Source organism: Ruegeria aquimaris (genome assembly GCF_025751555.1).
Classification (GTDB): domain Bacteria; phylum Pseudomonadota; class Alphaproteobacteria; order Rhodobacterales; family Rhodobacteraceae; genus Ruegeria_B; species Ruegeria_B aquimaris.
The window spans coordinates 1-18,191 of the sequence record NZ_JAOWLB010000037.1 but is presented as its reverse complement, the minus strand read 5'-3'; the positions used below and the strand labels follow the sequence as shown (position 1 = coordinate 18,191).

26 protein-coding genes and 1 pseudogene are annotated in these 18,191 nt (G+C 60.3%); 15 read left to right on the top strand and 12 right to left on the bottom strand.

The features are described 5' to 3' along the window. Positions 1-178: 178 nt before the first annotated feature. The 7 genes from OE747_RS23835 to OE747_RS23805 all read left to right on the top strand — a co-directional run bounded on the left by OE747_RS23835 (position 179) and on the right by OE747_RS23805 (position 4,965). Positions 179-793 (top strand): ribonuclease D, encoded by a 615-nt coding sequence (locus OE747_RS23835; RefSeq protein ID WP_263830939.1) that lies wholly within the window; start codon positions 179-181, stop codon positions 791-793. Beyond that, positions 790-1,758, top strand: a complete 969-nt coding sequence (locus OE747_RS23830; protein WP_263830938.1) for a KpsF/GutQ family sugar-phosphate isomerase — start codon at positions 790-792, stop codon at positions 1,756-1,758. Before OE747_RS23835 ends, OE747_RS23830 begins: the two co-directional genes overlap by 4 nt. Positions 1,759-1,761: 3 nt before the next feature. Next, the gene (gene lptC / locus OE747_RS23825; RefSeq protein ID WP_263830937.1) at positions 1,762-2,367 is read left to right on the top strand and encodes an LPS export ABC transporter periplasmic protein LptC; all 606 of its coding nucleotides are present in this window, start codon (positions 1,762-1,764) and stop codon (positions 2,365-2,367) included. Between the two features lie 3 nt (positions 2,368-2,370). Continuing rightward, entirely contained in the window at positions 2,371-2,862 is a 492-nt protein-coding gene (gene lptA, locus OE747_RS23820) for a lipopolysaccharide transport periplasmic protein LptA (protein WP_404818355.1), read from the top strand. Continuing rightward, positions 2,862-3,620, top strand: coding sequence for an LPS export ABC transporter ATP-binding protein (gene lptB / locus OE747_RS23815; RefSeq protein WP_263830936.1), 759 nt, complete (start codon positions 2,862-2,864; stop codon positions 3,618-3,620). The genes lptA and lptB overlap by 1 nt, the downstream gene beginning before the upstream one ends. A gap of 252 nt (positions 3,621-3,872) precedes the next feature. Further along, positions 3,873-4,436, top strand: coding sequence for a ribosome hibernation-promoting factor, HPF/YfiA family (gene hpf / locus OE747_RS23810; protein WP_263390368.1), 564 nt, complete (start codon positions 3,873-3,875; stop codon positions 4,434-4,436). A 64-nt stretch (positions 4,437-4,500) separates the two neighbouring features. Then, positions 4,501-4,965, top strand: a complete 465-nt coding sequence (locus OE747_RS23805) for a PTS sugar transporter subunit IIA (RefSeq protein WP_263830935.1) — start codon at positions 4,501-4,503, stop codon at positions 4,963-4,965. A gap of 65 nt (positions 4,966-5,030) precedes the next feature. Here OE747_RS23805 and OE747_RS23800 read toward each other — a convergent pair whose 3' ends face one another. Then, positions 5,031-5,540, bottom strand: a complete 510-nt coding sequence (locus OE747_RS23800; protein WP_263830934.1) for a CAP domain-containing protein — start codon at positions 5,538-5,540, stop codon at positions 5,031-5,033. Between the two features lie 165 nt (positions 5,541-5,705). Between OE747_RS23800 and OE747_RS23795 the strand changes: the two genes are divergently transcribed. Together OE747_RS23795 and OE747_RS23790 are read left to right on the top strand one after the other, a co-directional pair. Then, complete coding sequence (locus OE747_RS23795; RefSeq protein WP_263830933.1) at positions 5,706-6,305, top strand: L,D-transpeptidase; 600 nt, start codon at positions 5,706-5,708, stop codon at positions 6,303-6,305. 140 nt (positions 6,306-6,445) lie between these two features. Continuing rightward, entirely contained in the window at positions 6,446-6,631 is a 186-nt protein-coding gene (locus tag OE747_RS23790) for a hypothetical protein (RefSeq protein WP_093032657.1), read from the top strand. A 78-nt stretch (positions 6,632-6,709) separates the two neighbouring features. Here OE747_RS23790 and hemH read toward each other — a convergent pair whose 3' ends face one another. Together hemH and OE747_RS23780 are read right to left on the bottom strand one after the other, a co-directional pair. Beyond that, positions 6,710-7,759, bottom strand: a complete 1,050-nt coding sequence (gene hemH / locus OE747_RS23785) for a ferrochelatase (protein WP_263830932.1) — start codon at positions 7,757-7,759, stop codon at positions 6,710-6,712. 57 nt (positions 7,760-7,816) lie between these two features. After that, positions 7,817-8,650, bottom strand: coding sequence for a methyltransferase domain-containing protein (locus OE747_RS23780; protein WP_263830931.1), 834 nt, complete (start codon positions 8,648-8,650; stop codon positions 7,817-7,819). Between the two features lie 16 nt (positions 8,651-8,666). Here OE747_RS23780 and OE747_RS23775 point away from each other — a divergent pair, with 16 nt between their 5' ends. The 4 genes from OE747_RS23775 (at position 8,667) to OE747_RS23760 (ending at position 11,025) form a co-directional block, all read left to right on the top strand. Next, positions 8,667-9,395, top strand: coding sequence for a ComF family protein (locus tag OE747_RS23775; protein ID WP_263830930.1), 729 nt, complete (start codon positions 8,667-8,669; stop codon positions 9,393-9,395). Positions 9,396-9,487: 92 nt separating this feature from the next. Beyond that, on the top strand, positions 9,488-9,748 hold the full coding sequence (grxC, locus tag OE747_RS23770) for a glutaredoxin 3 (protein WP_263830929.1): 261 nt from the start codon (positions 9,488-9,490) through the stop codon (positions 9,746-9,748). Beyond that, the gene (locus OE747_RS23765; RefSeq protein WP_263830928.1) at positions 9,745-10,575 is read left to right on the top strand and encodes a carbon-nitrogen hydrolase family protein; all 831 of its coding nucleotides are present in this window, start codon (positions 9,745-9,747) and stop codon (positions 10,573-10,575) included. Before grxC ends, OE747_RS23765 begins: the two co-directional genes overlap by 4 nt. Before the next feature lie 12 nt (positions 10,576-10,587). Beyond that, positions 10,588-11,025, top strand: a complete 438-nt coding sequence (locus tag OE747_RS23760; protein ID WP_263830927.1) for a MarR family winged helix-turn-helix transcriptional regulator — start codon at positions 10,588-10,590, stop codon at positions 11,023-11,025. Between the two features lie 51 nt (positions 11,026-11,076). Here the strand turns inward: OE747_RS23760 and OE747_RS23755 are convergent, their stop codons facing one another. Further along, on the bottom strand, positions 11,077-11,697 hold the full coding sequence (locus tag OE747_RS23755; RefSeq protein ID WP_263830926.1) for a hypothetical protein: 621 nt from the start codon (positions 11,695-11,697) through the stop codon (positions 11,077-11,079). Positions 11,698-11,938: 241 nt separating this feature from the next. Then, on the bottom strand, positions 11,939-12,682 hold the full coding sequence (ubiG, locus tag OE747_RS23750; protein ID WP_263830925.1) for a bifunctional 2-polyprenyl-6-hydroxyphenol methylase/3-demethylubiquinol 3-O-methyltransferase UbiG: 744 nt from the start codon (positions 12,680-12,682) through the stop codon (positions 11,939-11,941). A 49-nt stretch (positions 12,683-12,731) separates the two neighbouring features. Here ubiG and pip point away from each other — a divergent pair, with 49 nt between their 5' ends. Both pip and OE747_RS23740 read left to right on the top strand, forming a co-directional pair. Beyond that, positions 12,732-13,709, top strand: coding sequence for a prolyl aminopeptidase (gene pip, locus OE747_RS23745; RefSeq protein ID WP_263830924.1), 978 nt, complete (start codon positions 12,732-12,734; stop codon positions 13,707-13,709). Continuing rightward, the gene (locus tag OE747_RS23740; protein WP_263830923.1) at positions 13,706-14,527 is read left to right on the top strand and encodes an ABC transporter substrate-binding protein; all 822 of its coding nucleotides are present in this window, start codon (positions 13,706-13,708) and stop codon (positions 14,525-14,527) included. Before pip ends, OE747_RS23740 begins: the two co-directional genes overlap by 4 nt. 112 nt (positions 14,528-14,639) lie before the next feature. Here OE747_RS23740 and OE747_RS23735 read toward each other — a convergent pair. The 7 genes and pseudogenes from OE747_RS23735 to rpsJ form a co-directional block, all read right to left on the bottom strand. Further along, a pseudogene (locus tag OE747_RS23735) lies at positions 14,640-14,714 on the bottom strand (50S ribosomal protein L23); the annotation flags it as partial. Between the two features lie 41 nt (positions 14,715-14,755). Then, positions 14,756-14,914: a hypothetical protein gene (locus tag OE747_RS23730; RefSeq protein ID WP_263830922.1), complete on the bottom strand. Its 159-nt coding sequence runs from the start codon at positions 14,912-14,914 to the stop codon at positions 14,756-14,758. A gap of 33 nt (positions 14,915-14,947) precedes the next feature. After that, a complete protein-coding gene (locus tag OE747_RS23725; RefSeq protein WP_263830921.1) occupies positions 14,948-15,526 on the bottom strand; it encodes a calcium-binding protein in 579 nt (192 codons plus the stop codon). A gap of 370 nt (positions 15,527-15,896) precedes the next feature. Continuing rightward, entirely contained in the window at positions 15,897-16,193 is a 297-nt protein-coding gene (locus OE747_RS23720; RefSeq protein ID WP_093029010.1) for a 50S ribosomal protein L23, read from the bottom strand. Then, complete coding sequence (gene rplD / locus OE747_RS23715; protein ID WP_164128500.1) at positions 16,190-16,807, bottom strand: 50S ribosomal protein L4; 618 nt, start codon at positions 16,805-16,807, stop codon at positions 16,190-16,192. The genes OE747_RS23720 and rplD overlap by 4 nt, the downstream gene beginning before the upstream one ends. After that, the gene (gene rplC / locus OE747_RS23710; RefSeq protein WP_011049497.1) at positions 16,804-17,529 is read right to left on the bottom strand and encodes a 50S ribosomal protein L3; all 726 of its coding nucleotides are present in this window, start codon (positions 17,527-17,529) and stop codon (positions 16,804-16,806) included. The genes rplD and rplC overlap by 4 nt, the downstream gene beginning before the upstream one ends. Positions 17,530-17,545: 16 nt before the next feature. After that, entirely contained in the window at positions 17,546-17,860 is a 315-nt protein-coding gene (gene rpsJ / locus OE747_RS23705) for a 30S ribosomal protein S10 (protein ID WP_005621947.1), read from the bottom strand. Between the last annotated feature and the right edge of the window lie 331 nt (positions 17,861-18,191).

Below are 18,191 nucleotides of genomic sequence, written 5' to 3'. Positions count from 1 at the left end.
AAAACGCCCCCGGACGCTGTACAAAACGGTCAATCCACCGCCGGGGACAGGTACAAAACGGTCAATTCGCGGCTTTGACCCGTTGTACACAATAGAACCCGCCCGCCGATGCGGTTGATGTTGAGTTCGCGGGCCATAAGCCCTATCTCGGGTCCGGTACGGCGCAAAGGAAATTTCGGTGGCCAACTATCTCTATAGAAACGACCTGCCCGACGGGCTGGACCTGGGCCCGGTTGTGGCCATCGACTGCGAGACCATGGGGCTGAACCCCCATCGCGACCGGCTCTGTGTGGTGCAGATGTCCGGCGGCGACGGCAACGCGCATATCGTGCAGGTCGAGAAGGGTTCAACCGCCGCGCCCAATCTCTGCGCCATGCTCGAAGATCCCAACGTGTTGAAATTGTTTCATTTTGGGCGCTTCGACATTGCTGCGCTGTTCAACACCTACGGTGCCTTGGCGGCGCCGGTCTATTGTACAAAAATCGCCAGCCGGCTGGTGCGCACCTATACCGACCGGCACGGGCTGAAGAATCTGACGCAGGAATTGCTGGGTGTCGACATCTCGAAACAGCAGCAGATGAGCGACTGGGGCGCCGAGACCCTGACAGAGGCGCAGCTCGATTATGCGGCCTCCGACGTGCTGCACCTGCACCGCCTGCGCGAGGCGCTGGACATGCGGCTGGAGCGCGAGGGGCGCACCGGACTGGCGCAATCCTGCTTCGACTTTTTGCCAACCCGTGCCAGACTGGACCTCGAAGGCTGGCCCGAAATCGACATCTTTGCCCACTCATGACCGACCCGGAATCCATTCTGTCCATCGCCCGCCAGGTCGTCCTGGACGAAGCGCATGCCCTTGAAAAATTGGCCGAAAGCCTTGGTGACGACTTCACCAAGGCTGTCGACCTGATCCTGCGGACCAAGGGCCGGGTGATCGTGTCGGGCATCGGCAAGTCGGGCCACATCGGGCACAAGATCGCGGCCACGCTCGCCAGTACCGGGACGCCCGCCTATTTTGTACATCCCGCCGAAGCCAGCCACGGCGACCTCGGCATGGTCTCCGAAAACGACGTCGTTCTCGCGATTTCGAACTCCGGCGAGGCGCCGGAACTGGCCAATTTGCTAGCCTTTACGCGCCGCTTCGGCATCCCGCTGATCGGATTGTCCAGCAAACCCGAAAGCTCGCTGATGGCGCAGGCCGATGTACATTTGCTGATCCCCGCAATGGGCGAGGCCTGCGGTTTCGGCATGGTCCCGTCGATCTCGACCACGCTCACGCTGGCGATGGGCGACGCGCTGGCCATCGCGCTGATGAAATTCCGCGATTTCCGGCCCGAGAACTTTCGCGTGTTCCACCCCGGCGGCAAGCTGGGCGCACGGCTCAGCCGGGTGTCGGACCTGATGCATTCGGGCGACGCCGTTCCTCTGATCTCGCTGCAAACACCGATGAGCGAAGCGCTACTGGAAATCAGCCGCAAGGGTTTTGGCGTTGTCGGCGTGACCGATGACGACGGACACCTGACCGGGATCGTCACCGATGGTGACTTGCGGCGGCACATGTCCGGGCTGCTGGACAAGACCGCAGCCGAAGTGATGACCCGCAATCCCACGACCATCGCGACGGATGCGCTGGCCGAAGAGGCCGTGGCGATCATGAACGCGCGCAAGATCACCTCGCTGTTCGTGGTGGACCCGGCAGCACCGGGACAAACCAAGGGCCTGCTGCACATTCACGACTGCCTGCGGGTGGGTCTGGGATAAGCCATGGCGCAAGACCGCTATTCGCGCATGGTTCAGTTGGCAAAGGTGATCCTGCCTCTGGCCGCGCTGACCCTGCTATCGGCCGTGTTCCTGTTGTCCCGTGGCGTCGATCTGGAATCGCCCATTCCGTTTGCCGAGGACGAGATTGTCGAACGCACCCGTGACCAGCAGGTGACCGGACCATTCTTTTCCGGCGTCACGCCACAAGGCGAGCAGATCCAGGTGCAGGCCAAGCTGGCCCGTCCGGGCGGGGCGGACTCTCGCGGAGAAGCCATCGACCTTGCCGCCGAAATCCGCTTGCTGAACGGTCGCATGATAACCCTTCGGTCGGACACAGGGTCGCTGGAAATGGATCAGGATATGGCGACGTTCACCGGCAATGTCGTGATCACCACATCCGACGGACTCCGTGTCACAACCGAGGAACTCAACACTGCGTTGAGCGGTGTATCGGGAAATTCGCCCGGCGAGGTGCAGGGAACCGGACCTATCGGGAAATTTACCGCAGGTTCAATGGAAATAGGGGCTGAAAACGACGGCGGCCCCATCCATATTCGTTTCAAGAATGGCGTGAAACTGGTATATGAGCCAAAAACGTCAGAAAGATAACCTGTGATCTATTTTCGCGCGTTGACAATCGGCATCCTCTTGACGCTTGGCGCGGTGACGGCCCAGGCGCAAAGCACGAATTTGGCGTTTGGCGCGGTCAAGGCCGATCCGACCATCCCTGTCGAAGTGACCTCGGACACGCTGGATGTGAACCAGGCCGACGGCTCGGCCGAGTTCAAGGGCAATGTACTGGTATCACAAGGTGAGATGCGCTTGTCCGCGCAGCGGGTTCTGGTGATCTACAGCCAGGAACGCTCCGGCATTGACCGGCTGGAAGCAACCGGCGATGTCGTGCTGGTCAGCGGCCAGGATGCGGCCCAGGCACAGCGTGCGGATTACTCGATTGATACCGGCATCATCGTCATGACCGGCGATGTCCTGCTGACCCAGGGCAAGAACGCGCTTACCTCGAACGAGATGACCGTCAACCTGATTTCCGGCACCGCGCAGATGGTCGGGCGGGTCAAGACCATTCTGAACCCGGAAGACAAGTGATGGCGCGCCCCTCCTTGACCGTCACCGATGGGTCTTCGGGCCTGATCATCGATAAGCTGCGCAAATCTTATCGCAAGAAGACGGTCATCCGGGATGTGTCGATGAAGCTCGGCCGGTCCGAGGTTGTGGCGCTGTTGGGGCCGAACGGGTCGGGAAAGACAACAACCTTCTATTCCATTGCCGGCCTCGTGTTCCCCGAGGCGGGTAAGGTAACCATCGACGGCCAGGTCGCCACAACGCTGCCGATGTACCGGCGGTCGCGGCTGGGCATCGGGTACCTGCCGCAGGAAATGTCGATCTTTCGTGGCCTGAGCGTCGAAGACAACATTCTGGCCGTTCTGGACATCACCGAGAAGCACGCCCACAAGCGGCGTGAGCGACTGGAAGAACTGCTGTCTGATTTTTCCATCGAACACCTGCGCCGCGCCCCGGCGCTGGCGCTGTCGGGCGGCGAGCGGCGGCGCGTGGAAATCGCGCGCTGTCTGGCGGCGGACCCGAAATACCTGCTGTTGGACGAGCCCTTTGCCGGGGTCGATCCGATCAGCGTGGGCGACATCCGGCATCTGGTGTCTGATCTGAAAAACCGGGGGATCGGCGTTCTGATCACCGATCACAACGTGCGCGAGACCCTCGAAATCGTCGACCGCGCCTATATCCTGCACGACGGGCAAGTCCTGATGTCTGGCAGCCCATCGGAAGTGGTCGAGAACGAAAATGTCCGCCGGGTCTATCTGGGCGAGAACTTCCGTATCTCGTGACAAGCCCGCGGGCTGGCCCCAGAGTTTGGCGGAAATTGTGTCGCGGGGCCGCTCTTGTGATTGACAGTGGGCGTGTCTCTTGCCTCAATAGGGGTATGGCAAAGCTGCGGTTCGAAGCTGTTTCTGGTCACCCCTTCGCAGAAGGGAACAAACGGCCACAATCGAAAACTCTGCCATTTCCCGTCACCCAAAAATAACAGGCAAGCCGCATTTCGCGGCGTGAAAACGGGTGAAATTTGTGAAGGAGATCACATGCGTTATCAAATCAGCGGAAAACAGATCGACATTGGCGCCGCCTTGCAAACCCATGTCGAGGCCGAATTGGGCGATGTCGTGTCCAAGTATGCACAGCGCCCGACCGACGCACATGTCGTGTTTTCCCGTTCAGCGCATGAATACGTATGCGAAGCAACCGTGCACCTGTCCACTGGCCTGACCGCTCAGGCAAAGGCGCACGCAACGGAAATCTATGCGGCATTCGATGATTGCTGCGAAAAAATGGACAAACAACTGCGCCGCTACAAGCGTCGCCTCAAGGATCACCACAAGGACCGTGCGGAACCGGTTGAACTCTACGGAGCCTCATCTTATATCCTCGCCGCTGAAGAAGCCGATGCGGAAGGTGAGCCGGACTCGCTGCAACCGATCATCGTGGCCGAGATGGAGACCAAGATTCCATCGCTGTCGGTCGGCGAAGCGGTGATGCAGATGGAACTGGCCGGCGCCCCGGTGTTGGTGTTTCGAAATGAAAGCAAGGACGGACTGAACGTCGTGTATCGCCGCGAAGACGGCAACATCGGCTGGATCGACCCGTAAACGGCAAGAATTTACCAAGCGTGCCCCCGCCTGGGGCGGAGGCACGCGTGAGGAGCAAGACCCTATGGAGCTTTCGAGCATCCTCAAACCGAACGCGGTTCGCGTGATCGGCGCCGCTTCGAGCAAGAAGCGTTTGTTTCAGGAAATTGCGGACTTGGCAGAAAGCGCGCTGGCAATGAACGGCCAGGAAACGCTGGAAGCGCTACTGGAACGCGAAAGCCTTGGTCCGACCGGTGTCGGCCATGGGGTGGCGCTGCCGCATGCGCGCATTTCCGGCCTTGAAAACGTTGTTGGTGCTTTTGTCCTGTTGGAGAAACCAATGGATTTTGGCGCTGTTGACCGGCTTCCGGTCGATCTTGCCTTTGCGCTCTTTGCACCCGAGGAGGCCGGCGTCGAGCATCTGAAAGCGCTGGCCCTGGTGTCGCGCACATTGCGCGAACAAGCCGTCTGCACCAAGCTGCGCGCCAATCCCGATCCAACCAAGATTTATGCGATCCTGACCGAATCGCATCCGTTGCAAGCAGCCTGAAAGGCAATCGAAGCGGAAACGGAAAGGGCCCCGTCGGGGCCCTTTGTTGTTGCTACTTTGCGTCGTCAGGACCCCATTTCAAGCGTCCACCAGATCTTGCCATTGTTTTCCTGAAACCACGCAAACCCCATGTTCGTAGCCTTTGGGTCCAAAATAACAGAGCGGGGTCCGGGTTCTTCCATCCAGGCCGCCAAGGTCTCGACCTCGGACTCGTAAGTTTCCGAGATCGCCTCGCCGAGGAAGATACCCGTATACCCCGCACGCGCAGCACGGTCGATCGGGGACGACCCGTCAGAGCCGAAATGCCAGGGGCGATTCTGTACCGACATGTCACGTGCGTGTGTCGCTGCCGCGGCGTTGAGTTGCGGGTTCAACTGCACGGGGCCCAGCCCGGATGCCTGCCGGAGCGCGTTCACCGAGTCCACCATGCGAAATTGCAGGGTCGCCGGGTTGCCGCGGATTTTGTACGCCTTCGGCAGCGGCTTGCCGTCCGAACCCAATTGGGCAGGTCCGGTATCGGTACAGGCCGCCAGCCCAAGAAAGCAGATTACGAGTAGAGAAATCAGTCGCGCCATGGTCTCACCGAAACATTCATCGGAGTTTCAGATAGCGCGTGGCCCTCTCCGATGCAAATCCTGCCTAACCAGAGGGAGCAGGCATCGTCAGATTGATTGCGACTGCGACCCCCGGGCCATATTATTGGCCTGTCATTTTGTTTCCATGAATAAAGGTCAGATCAAATGGTCAAGAAACCATCCGTTCAAGCGACCCGACGCACCTTTCTGATCGGTGCCGCCTCGACCCTCGGCGCACCTGCGCTTGCCCAGTTCATTCCCAACGACCCCACCCGCCCCGCGCCCGCACCAGAGGCACCGGTGCGCCGAAATCTCTCGAGTTTCCGGGCACTTTCGTGGCAGCCCTACTTCTCGAACACCCGCAACGGTGCGATTCTGGTCGATACGGTGTCCCGCGCGCTGCACTACTGGTCCGAGGACCAGAGCATCTACAAACTGTACCCGTCATCGGTGCCGTTGACCGACGAGTTGACGCGCCGGGGTCGCACCAGCGTGATTCGCAAAGTGGTCGGCCCTAGCTGGTCACCAACCCCATCCATGAAGAAGCGCAACCCCGAGTGGCCCGATTACATTCCGCCGGGACCGGACAATCCATTGGGCACCCACGCGCTGTACCTGAGTTGGCAGTACTACCGAATCCACGGAACGCATGACACGCGCAAGATCGGCCGAAGATCATCGAACGGATGCATAGGGTTGTACAACGAACATATCTCCGAACTGTTCGAATTCGCCAAAGTAGGCACGCAGGTGTTGCTAATTTGACGACATTGCGACCCGCAAAAGGATATCCGATGCAACAACCGTTTGCATTCCAAGCTGATAGCTGGTTAGAAAAACTCACGAGGTAAGTCTTGGGTGCGCGGTTCACGTATGGGAGAATCGCGCAAATACTGGAGGTTAACATGAAGAAACTCGTTCTCGCCGCTGCTCTCTCCGCCGCAGCTTCGACCGCATTCGCAGGCAACCTGTCGGAGCCGGTCGTTGAAGCACCGGTCATCGTCGAAGAGACCCAGAGCTCGTCGAGCGGCATCCTGCTGCCGCTGATCCTGCTGGTTCTGGTCGGCGTTGCAGTCGCAGCGAACAACTAATAGATTGGCCTCTGGCCAGTCACGAGAAAGGCGGTGGTCACCCACCGCCTTTTTCTTTTTTCATTTGCTTTCTTGAGATCAGTCCAGCCAGCCGCGCAGGTTGTCTTCGACCACCTTGGCCAAAGCCGCGATATGGGCATCCTGATCGTTCAGGCAGGGGATATAGGTGAAGGTCTCGCCACCGGCATGCTCAAAGCTTTCGCGAATCTCTTCGTTGATCTCTTCCAGCGTTTCGATGCAGTCCGAGGAAAACGCAGGCGCGATGACCGCGATATTCTTTTTCCCCAGCCGCGCCAGTTCGGCGACGTGGTCGACGGTATAGGGTTTCAGCCATTCCTCGGGACCGAATTTCGACTGAAAGGTCGAGATCAGCTTTGATTCGTCCCATCCTAGGCGCTCGCGCAACAAGCGCGAGGTCTTGGCGCATTGGCAATGATACGGGTCACCTTGCATCAGATAGCGTTCGGGCATGCCGTGATACGAACAGACCAGCACATCGGGCTGTTGATCCATCGCGGCATAGGCCTGCTCGACCGATTGCGCCAGCGCGTCGATATAGGCGGGCTGGTCGAAATAGGCGGGCACCGTGCGGGCGGCGGGTTGCCAGGTCTCGTCCATCAGTGCGCGAAAGAACTGGTCATTGGCCGTCGCCGTCGTGGCGCCGGCATATTGCGGATAGAGCGGGAAGAACAGGATACGGTCGCAGCCTTCGGCCACCATCTGGCTGACCTTGGACTTGGTCGAGGGATTCCCATAGCGCATGCAGAAATCGACCATCACAGTGTCGCCATACCGCGCGGTCAGCGCCGCGCGCAGCTTTTCCGTCTGGTCCTTGGTTATAGTCATCAGCGGGCTTTCACCCTTGTCGTGATTCCAGATCGACTTGTAGGCCGCGCCCGAGCTGAACGGCCGCTTGCTCAGGATGATCGCCTGAAGGATCGGCTGCCATTTCCAGGCCGGGTAGTCGATCACCCGCTTATCCGACAGGAACTCGTTCAGGTACCGCCGCATGGGCCAGTATGTGTAATCGTCAGGCGTGCCGAGATTGGCGATCAGGACACCGACGCGCCCCATCTTAACCTTCGGGTGGTCGGCCGGGGCATGGGCGGGGCGGGTAGCATCGAACATATCTGGCTTCCTGAATTTTGTCGGTTTCGACCTGAGATAACCGGATATCCCGCGCCGTCAATCCGGCAGGCTGGTCTCGTCGGCGCCCAAGGCCGCCGCAAGGCGCATCTGGGCGGAGCCGGGGCGCAGGGGTTTCGGTTGGCTTTCGTCGGGCGCCCAGCCGGTCAGGCAGATCATCTCGAACGTGGCGGGCAAGCGGCCGTCGGGGGTTGCATGGTGATCTGCGTAGATAGTCGCGGCCCGGTCGAAGACCGCCCGCCGCGTCGGGTGGCGCAGACGGCCGGAGAGCGCGTTGGTTTCCCCCATGGCGCGCAGATCATGCATCAGGTGCCAAAGGTCGCGATACTCTGCCGTCAGGCTTAGGCTGTCGGCAACCGGCAGCGCGAGGCCCGCGCGCTGTAACAGCGCCCCCAGATCGCGGATCTCGGCCATGGGCGCGACCCGCGGGCTGAGGCCCCCGGAAACCTCAACCTCGGCCTGGGCGAACACGGCACGCAGCTCGGACAATGTCTGCCCACCCAGACAAACCGCAAGCAACAGCCCGTCGGGGCGTAGCGCCCTGCGGCACTGGATCAGCTGGCCGACCGGATCATTGGTCCAATGCAGCGCCATGGCGTGCACCACAAGATCGCAACTGGCCTCACTGAGGGCGAGTACCTCGGCATCTTCGACCATTTTGGCAGACCCGAACACATCCACCCAGATCTGCGGAAAAGGCGTTACGATCGCAATATCCGTAAAGGTTCTGTTAACCATCGACAGGCGATCCTGCACCTCGTCCAGCGCGGCACGGTGGAGGAACAGGGCGTCTTCGCGAACCCGGCGCCGATGCGCATCAAGAGCGGGACGATCGACCAGGGCGGGGGCGATCTGATGGCTTGGTGGTTTCATAAGGCGCACCTAACCCATGTGGCAGAAAATTCAAACCGCGATCGAGGCAATCTACCCTCCACGATGCCTGGGGTGCGGCGATCTGGTAACGTCGGATTTCGGCCTGTGCGGCACCTGCTGGCGCGATACGCCGTTTATCGAAGGCACTGTCTGCGAGAGCTGTGGGGTGCCGCTGATCGGGGCCACCGATGGGCACCGAATCGAATGCGACGACTGCATGATCCATCCTCGCCCGTGGAAGGACGGCCGGGCGGCCTTGTTGTACACCGGTCGGGCGCGTCGGATCATCCTGGCACTGAAACATGGCGACCGGCCCGAACTAGCACGCCCGGCGGGCCTGTGGATGGCACGCGCAGCCAAACCCATTCTTCGCGACAGGATGATCATCGCTCCGGTACCCTTGCATTGGACCCGGCTGGCGCGGCGGCGCTATAACCAGTCAGCCCTGCTTGCCCAAAGCGTCGGGCATGCGACGGGCCTGCCCGTCTGCCCGGACCTGTTGGTCCGTTCGGTGGCAACGCCGATGCTGGAGGGAATGAACGCGGCGCAGCGTGAAGCGCTCTTGACCGGCGCCATCAAGGCCCATCCGCGCCGCAAGCACCGGCTGATCGCCCGGAACGTCTTGCTGGTGGATGACGTGATGACTTCGGGGGCGACCTTTGCGGCCTGCGCAAGGGCCTGTCTGGATGCGGGTGCCAATCAAGTTTTCGTATTGGCTCTGGCACGGGTGGCACACGACACATAGATGATCCGAATTCCCGATCCGCGCCATCGCAAAACCGGTCTCCACTTTTCCCGGAAATGCTCTAGATTGGCGCAAACTCGAAGGACTGACACATGAAACCCGTCGAAATCTATACATCGCCGCTTTGCGGTTACTGCCATGCGGCCAAGCGCCTGTTGACCCAAAAGGGCGTGGAGTTCACCGAAATCAACGTCCTTGCCAATCCCGGGCGCAAACCCGAGATGATCGAGCGGGCGGGAGGCCGCCGGACGGTACCGCAGATCTTTATCGGCGGCACCCATGTCGGCGGCTGTGACGACCTGTTCGATCTGGAAGACGACGGCAAGCTCGATCCGATGCTGGCGAACGGATGAAAACCGCGCTGTTGCAGATCAGTTCGTCGGATGATCCGGCCGAAAACCTGGACATGGTCCGGGCGATGGTGGCCGATGCCGCCGCGCAGGGTGCGCGCTGGGTTTTGACGCCCGAGGTCACGAATTGTCTGTCGACCAGCACCACACGGCAGCGCGAGGTCTTGCGGCACGAAGAGGACGACATCACCTTGGCGGGTCTGCGGGCGCAGGCGGCGGAACTGGGCATCTGGCTGCTGATCGGATCTCTGGGGATCAAGACCCACGACCCCGACGGACGGTTCGCCAACCGGTCGTTCATGATCGGGCCACAGGGGCAGATCGTGGCTCGCTATGACAAGATCCACATGTTCGATGTGCAGGTGACCGAGACCGAGACCTTTCGCGAATCGGCCAACTATCGCCCGGGCCAGCGGGCCGTCCTGGCCGAGACCGATTTCGGCAAGATCGGGATGACGGTCTGCTACGATCTGCGGTTCCCGCATCTGCATGCCGCGCTGGCACAGGCGGGTGCCACTATCCTGACAGTCCCGGCCGCGTTTTCGCCGGTTACCGGCGCGGCCCATTGGGAACCTTTGTTGCGGGCGCGGGCGATCGAAACCGGCTGCTGGGTCCTGGCCCCCGCGCAGACCGGCGACCACAGGCTGAGCCGTGGCAAGCCACGCCGCACCCATGGCCACAGCCTTGTCGTCGCGCCTTGGGGCGAGGTGCTGATCGACGCAGGCACCGATCCCGGCATTCACATTTTTGATCTGGATGATAAGTCTGTTACAGAAGCCCGGCGCAGAGTCCCAAGTTTGACTCATGTGCGCGCGTTCGATGGACCCTGACCCAGAAGTCTGATGACTGACGAAACCCATGCCCTGGCGGTAACGCTGTTCAGCGAGATCCTCACCGCCGATCAGTTATTGCGCAACCGGCTGAGCCGGGTGCTGCCTAAAGGCATGGAGATTTCCCATTTCTCGGTGCTGAATCATCTGGTGTTTGTTGGCGGAGAACGCACACCGGCCCAACTCGCCAGCACCTTTCATGTGACGCGCGGCGCGATGACCAATACGCTGGCAAAGCTGGAATGGGCCGGATATATCCACATCCGTCCCGATTGGGACGATGCACGCCGCAAGATGGTGGCGATCAGCCCCGCAGGGCGGCAGGCCCGCGATCAGGCGATTTCAATGATCGCGCCACTCATCGACAAGGTGGTCGGAGAACTTGGCCCCGAACGTGTGCGACTGGCCTTGCCCATCCTGCGCGATCTGAGAGTGAAGCTGGAAACCTGATCGACCTTTAGTCAGACCTTGATCGAGACCCGGTCCGGCGCTCTCTGCCGTTCAGACCAAACGCCGCTGTGACGGTCCCGAGATGGCCTGCAAGACACCCAGTTCGAATGCGATCCGACCGAGGGGAATCCTGAGGGCAACATCGCAGATCGGATTTCGTACTGCACTGTAGTCATGAGTCTCGAAGACTCGGGATAGCAGAACGACAGGAATATCGGAGTACTTCAAACGAACCAGGGACAGGAGATCGAAGAATTCGTCGTCGCAGTTTCCATCCAACATAACGACCAACAGTCCACACATGTCGCCCTGACGTTCGAGAATATGCAATGCCTGATCAATCCCCTTGCTGGTCTGGACCTCGGCGCCAAGATCCTCCAACCAGCCAGCCAGATGGCCGCTGCTTCGCCACGAAGGGCCAACAACCAGTGCACCTTGTCCCAGCAAAAGCCCGGGGCCTATTTCATCCAGGGCAAAGTTCAACAACTCTTTTCGGGGCTGCCAAGCCTCTTTGGTGTCAGAGTGCACGTCGATCGAGCAATGCTCCCAATCTACCTTACTGTCTGAACTGCCGGGTACCGAAATTCGATGCAGCCAAGCCTTCAGACGCTCGTAAAAGGATGTAAGAGCCAGGGACAAACCATGCCCGCCGTGATGGGATTCGTATGCCATAATGTTCTGCCTCGTTTTTCTTTTGATTGTGAAACATCGGGACGTGTGCGCCAACCTGAGCACATGGCTAATTTACTGATCTATCTGCTAGGTGAATTACGCTTTCGTATAATGAACAGCGCCTAGTAAACTCTTGGGCGCACCGAGAAACCGCCGCGAACGTCAAGGACGAACCAGCCTGACCCCGCGCCATAAAAGGCTTGGAGATCCATGAACGGGCTTATGCTATCTGATAGCCTTGCTATCGTTTTATGCTGGCCGTCACGTAGTTTACGCTTAGATCGCGGTCGGAAATCGACCACTGCCACGAAATCGGGTTGAAGACGAAACCCTTGCGGTCCACCGGGTCCAACCCCGCCTGACGCAGCAGGTCGAACAACTCGTCCGGGGTAATGAACTTCGACCATTCATGAGTGCCGCGCGGCAGCCAACGCATAATTACCTCGGCGCCAAAGATGGCCATGGCATAGGATTTTGGGTTCCGATTGATGGTCGAGCAGATCTCGATACCGCCGGGTTTCAGCAGGTCCCGGGTGGCGGTCAAATAGGACAGCGGGTCGGCCACGTGCTCGACCACCTCCATGTTCAGCACCACGTCGAATTGTTCACCCGCAGCCGCCATCGCCTCGGCCGTTGTATGGCGATAGTCGATCTCCAGACCGGATTGCTCCGCGTGAATCCGGGCCACAGGCAGGTTCCGCTCAGCCGCGTCAGCGCCAACCACCTCGGCCCCAAGACGCGCCATCGGTTCGCTGAGCAGACCGCCACCGCATCCGATATCCAGCAGCCGCAAACCGGCAAAGGGTTTTTCCAGCGTCAGATCACTGTCGAATTCACCGGCGATCTGTTGCGTGATATAGTCGAGCCGACAAGGGTTCAGCATATGGAGCGGCTTGAATTTCCCATTCGGGTCCCACCACTCGGCAGCCATCGCTTCGAATTTTGCGATCTCGGCCGGGTCGACCGTGTTCGGATGCGCTTGCATTCCTGTCTCCGTATGCTCTTTTACCCTTTGCGGACTATATAGGGCTGTAATGGACAAGTACCCGGACCAAAAGCGCGCAGTGCAATATCTGTACCCGCCGATCGATGCCTTTGATCAGCGCATGCTGGGTGTTGGCCAAGGGCACCAGATATACGTGGAACAATGCGGTAATCCGAACGGCATCCCGGTCGTCGTGCTGCATGGCGGGCCCGGCGGTGGATGCAGCCCGGCGATGCGACGGTATTTCGACCCCTCGGTCTACCGGGTGATTCTGTTCGACCAGCGCGGGTGTGGCCGGTCGCGCCCGCATGCCTCGGTCGAGAACAACACCACCTGGCATCTGGTGGCCGATATCGAGCGTATCCGGCATGCTTTGGATATCGACAGGTGGATCGTTTTTGGCGGCAGCTGGGGCGCGACGTTGGCGCTGGTATATGCCCAGACCCATCCCGAAAGCGTGACCCGGCTGGTGCTGCGCGGCGTTTTCCTGATGACGCAATCGGAACTGGATTGGTTCTATGGCGGCGGCGCGGGCAAGTTCTGGCCCGAGCCTTGGGAGCGCTTTGTATCGTTGATTCCCGAAGCCGAACGCGGCAACCTGATCGCCGCCTATCACAAGCGACTGTTCTCGGGCGATATCACCCAGGAAATCCGCTATGGCCGCGCCTGGTCCGCCTGGGAAAACGCACTTGCCTCGATTCATTCCAACGGCGCATCCGGCGAAAGCCCGGGCGATTACGCACGCGCCTTTGCCCGGCTTGAGAATCACTATTTCATCAATGACGGGTTCCTGGAATTCGATGGCCAGATCATCGCTAACATGGACCGGATTTCACATATCCCCGGTCATATCGTGCAGGGGCGATATGACATGATCTGTCCGCCGACCTCCGCCTGGCGGCTCAGCGAGCTCTGGCCCAGTGCCGAGTTGCGGATGGTACGAAATGCCGGTCACGCGCTGTCGGAACCGGGGATCAGCGCAGAGTTGGTGCGCATCATGGATCGCATCGCGGAGGGCCGGACATGACCCGCATCGACCGTCGCGCCCTGTTTGCGTCGGGTGCTGCCGCGGCGCTGTTGGCGGCGGCCGGAATGTCGCTGTCAGACCGGCCAAAACCAGGCGGGCATCTGCGCCTGGCCGTGCCGCGCGATGACAGTCTGGAACAGATCGCCCGGGGTGCAGTGTTCGACACACTGACCGAGATCGCACCGGACGGAACGTTGCGGGGTGAACTGGCAACAGGCTGGCAATCCGAGGCAGATGGACGGGTCTGGAAGTTCGATCTGAGGACCGACGTCCGGTTTCACGATGGAGCGGCGCTGACCGCTGACGACGTAGCGTCTTCGCTGGCGGAAATCGGGCTGGCAGAGGTCCAGGCCCCGTTGAGCGTCAGGCTGGAACTGGCTTTGCCCGACCCTGGCCTGCCCTTCCGTTTGGCCGAAAGCCGTTTTTCCATTACCCGCGCGGGCGCGCATGTCAGCCCGCTGGAACAAGCTATAGGCACCGGCTGTTACCGGGTCGAACGCGCCCAGGACAATCGCCATTTCCTGGCCCGCCGTGTCGCAGATCACTACAAAACGGGTCAGGCCGGTTGGGTCGATACGGTCGAAGTGATCGTGATTCCGGATGCCACTGTGCGGGCAGAAGCGCTGCGCGACGGTTTTGTCGATGTGGCCGCCCTCCCACAGCCCGAAGGGCTGAGGGAGCGCTCCCGCTTTCGCTACCACCCGTCCGAAGACGAAATGGCCCTTGCGGTGGCGCCCAGCGTTGGCTTGCCACGCCAGATAAGCCAACGCACACCATTGGACGACGGGCGGATTGCGGAACGCTGGTGGATCGCCTGACGCATTCTGGGTTGGGGTTGTCTCTGGCACGTGGGGCCGCCCAAACCCATACCCAGGAAAGGAAAACCCCGCCGTTCGGCGGGGGTTCCTTTTCGTCCAACCGACGTCCGGATCAGAGACCGGTCGACACGTCGATGGTATTACCCTCTTCGGGGGTGACAGAGGCCTTCTTCACGCATTTCCGCTTGACCTTGCCCTATGTGATGGTCATGGCAGCCAGAAGCTCCCTCACACCCCAACCAATTGGATGTCGTCCAGCGTAAAAGCGAAATTGCTGACGATACTCAGCAACGCAACCGCCTCGCTGGCGTCCGGGGGAGCCGCGTCTTCCAGGAACCTCAGCGTGAGAATGGAGAAGAACTGTCCATCCGTTTCGGTCTGCTCCAAGCTCACCTCGACATCGCGCCCTTGAGCGGATATCTAGGCGTCGAGCTCGATCAGCAAGCTGTCCTCGGTCGGGTCGATATCTTCGATCTGCCCCAGCGAGGTCGACAGCGGCCCACCAGAGTCATTCAGGTCCACATCGCTGTTTTTCAGCATCAGATCGAATTCATAAGCGTCTTTGCCCTCGCCACCGACGAAATTCGCGCCGCTGCGGTCTGGTGTATCGAGTCCGACATCCGCCTGAACATTGATCGTATCATCACCTTCGCCACCGTCGATGCGAAAGGCGTCCGGTCCCGGCTGAGCGTTCATGTCCAAAGTGATCTGATCATTCCCGGCGCCGCCTGACATGGCATTGGCGCCAACGCCGGACAGCACATCATCCCCGGTGCCACCGTACAGGGCGTTCCCGTATTCCGTGCTGATCAGAGTATCATCGCCCTCGCCGCCGTAGACGCCGGCACCGATATGATCCTCGATAATCGCCGTGTCATCGCCACCCCGAAGCTGGATCTCCTCTGGCGCGAGTTCGCCATCCTTTCCCGCCGCGATCGTATCGTCACCCGCAGTCCCTTCCAGAACCTGCGATCCGTCAAAGTTGAGCTCGCGCCCCATCACCACCGGATCTGGCGTCTAGGTTTCATCGCCCGAAGAGTCGAGTGCAACAGCAGCCAGAACCGATACGCCGAACAGACCAAGCAACAAAAATTCCATGCAAGCATCCCCATAACTCAATACAAGAAAGTCCGGCCAGATCGTTGAATCTCAAGCACTTGCCAGCTTGCATCCAGGAACCGAACTCAAACCTGCGCAAAAGCTCCAGCTCAATTATCTGACGCAGCCCATACAATCTTGAGACTAAACTCCAATCGCATCTTTTTTCAATCCCTGACTGTATAATATGAGCTTCGCACAGAGGCCTGCCCCGCAACGAAAAAGGCCCCCGCTTGCGCGAGGGCCTCTTCAATTTTCAGAAAACCTGATCTCAGAGTCCGGTGGACACGTCGATGGTGTTGCCCTCTTCCAGGGTCACATAGGCTTTCTTGACGTCTTTCCGCTTACCCAGCTGGCCGCGGAACCGCTTGACCTTGCCCTTGGTGACGGTGGTGTTGACCGCCTTCACCTTGACACCGAACAGCGCCTCGACCGCTTCCTTGATCTGCGGCTTGTTGCTGTCGATCGCCACTTCGAACACCACGGCGCCATTTTCGGATGCCATGGTCGATTTCTCGGTGATGATCGGCTTGCGGATCACGTCGTAATGTTGTGCTTTCGCGCTCATTTCAGACGAGCCTCCAGTGCTTCGACAGCCGCCTTGGTGAGCACCAGGGTGTCACGCTTGAGGATGTCATAGACGTTTGCGCCCATCGACGGCAGGATATCCAGACCTTCGATGTTGCGCGCGGCGCGGGCGAACCCTTCGTTGACCGCGGCACCGTCGATGATCAGGGCACGCTTCCAACCGAGGTTCTTGACCTGCTTGGCGAGTGCCGAGGTCTTGCCTTCGGACTCAGCGGACTCGATCACCACCAGTTCACCTGCCTTGGCCTTGGCCGACAGCGCGTGGCGCAGGCCGAGGGCACGGAACTTCTTGGTCAGTTCGTGGCCGTGCGACCGCGGGGTCGGACCCTTGTAGACGCCACCATGACGGAAGGTCGGCGATTTGCGCGAGCCGTGACGCGCGCCACCGGTGCCCTTCTGGCGGTAGATCTTCTTGGTCGAGTAGCTGACTTCCGACTTGGTCAGAACCTTGTGGGTGCCGGCCTGCGCGTTGTTGCGCTGCCAGCGGACCACGCGGTGCAGGATGTCCGCACGCGGTTCCAGCCCGAACAGGGCCTCGTCCAGGTCGATGTCACCGGCCTTGGAGCCGTCGAGTTTGATCACATCGAGTTTCATGCTTCACCCCCTTCGGCGGGCGCTTCGGCAACAGGTGCTTCGGTTGCGGCCGATTTCACAGCAGCCGGGAAAGGCAGGCCTTCCGGTGCTTTCTTCTTGACGGCATCCTTGACGGTGACCCAGCCGGACTTCGGACCGGGCACGGCGCCTTTGATGAAGACCAGACCACGCTCGGCGTCGGTTTTCACGACTTCGAGGTTCTGGGTGGTAACACGGGCAGCACCCATGTGACCGGCCATCTTCTTGCCCTTGAACACGCGGCCCGGGTCCTGACACTGACCGGTGGAGCCGTGCGAACGGTGGCTGATCGACACGCCGTGCGAGGCGCGCAGACCACCGAAGTTGTGGCGCTTCATGGCACCGGCGAAACCCTTACCGATCGAGGTACCCGACACGTCGACCTTCTGGCCGGTCAGGAAGTGCTCGGCCGAGATCTCGGCGCCAACTTCGATCAGCGCGTCTTCGGACACGCGGAACTCGGCCAGCTTGCGCTTGGGCTCGACCTTCTGTGCGGCGAAATGGCCGCGCATGGCCTTGGACACGCGCTTGATCTTGGGGGTGCCTGCACCCAGCTGAACGGCGGTATAGCCATCCTTCTCGGTGGTGCGCTGGGCGACGACCTGGAGGTTGTCCAGCTGGAGAACGGTCACAGGGATCTGCTTGCCGTCTTCCATGAACAGCCGGGTCATGCCGACTTTCTTTGCGATAATACCGGAACGCATTCTTTACCCTCCGATCTTACGACTGCAGCTTGATCTCGACGTCCACGCCGGCGGCGAGGTCGAGCTTCATCAGCGCGTCCACCGTCTGCGGGGTCGGATCAACGATATCCAGGAGCCGCTTGTGGGTGCGGATCTCGAACTGGTCACGGCTTTTCTTGTCGACGTGAGGGCCACGGAGAACCGTGAACTTCTCGATCTTGTTCGGCAGCGGAATCGGGCCGCGCACTTGCGCGCCGGTCCGCTTGGCAGTGTTGACGATCTCTTGCGTGCTGGCGTCCAGAACGCGATAGTCAAATGCCTTCAGCCGGATACGGATATTTTGGCTTTGCATTGTCATGCCTTTTTGTCAGGCGTTGGGGTTGAGAGGAGGACAGGCGCGCATCGCCAACCCTCGTCGAACCCAAACGGCGGGAATCATCCCGCCGTCACATTCTCATGGAGAACCCGCGCGCTATACTAGGGGACGGGGAGCGTGGCAAGGGGGAAATGCCCCAATTCATCGCTCAAAAGCCCCAAGGATGTGCAGCAACCATAGACAGGGAAAAGGCCGCCCTTTTGGGGCGGCCTTCTTTGGTCTTTCACCGGGTTGCTTCCGGCAGGTTTTCCGGTGGAAAACCGCCTGCCGCAACCGGTCAGAATTCCGGTAACCCGGAATTCGACCT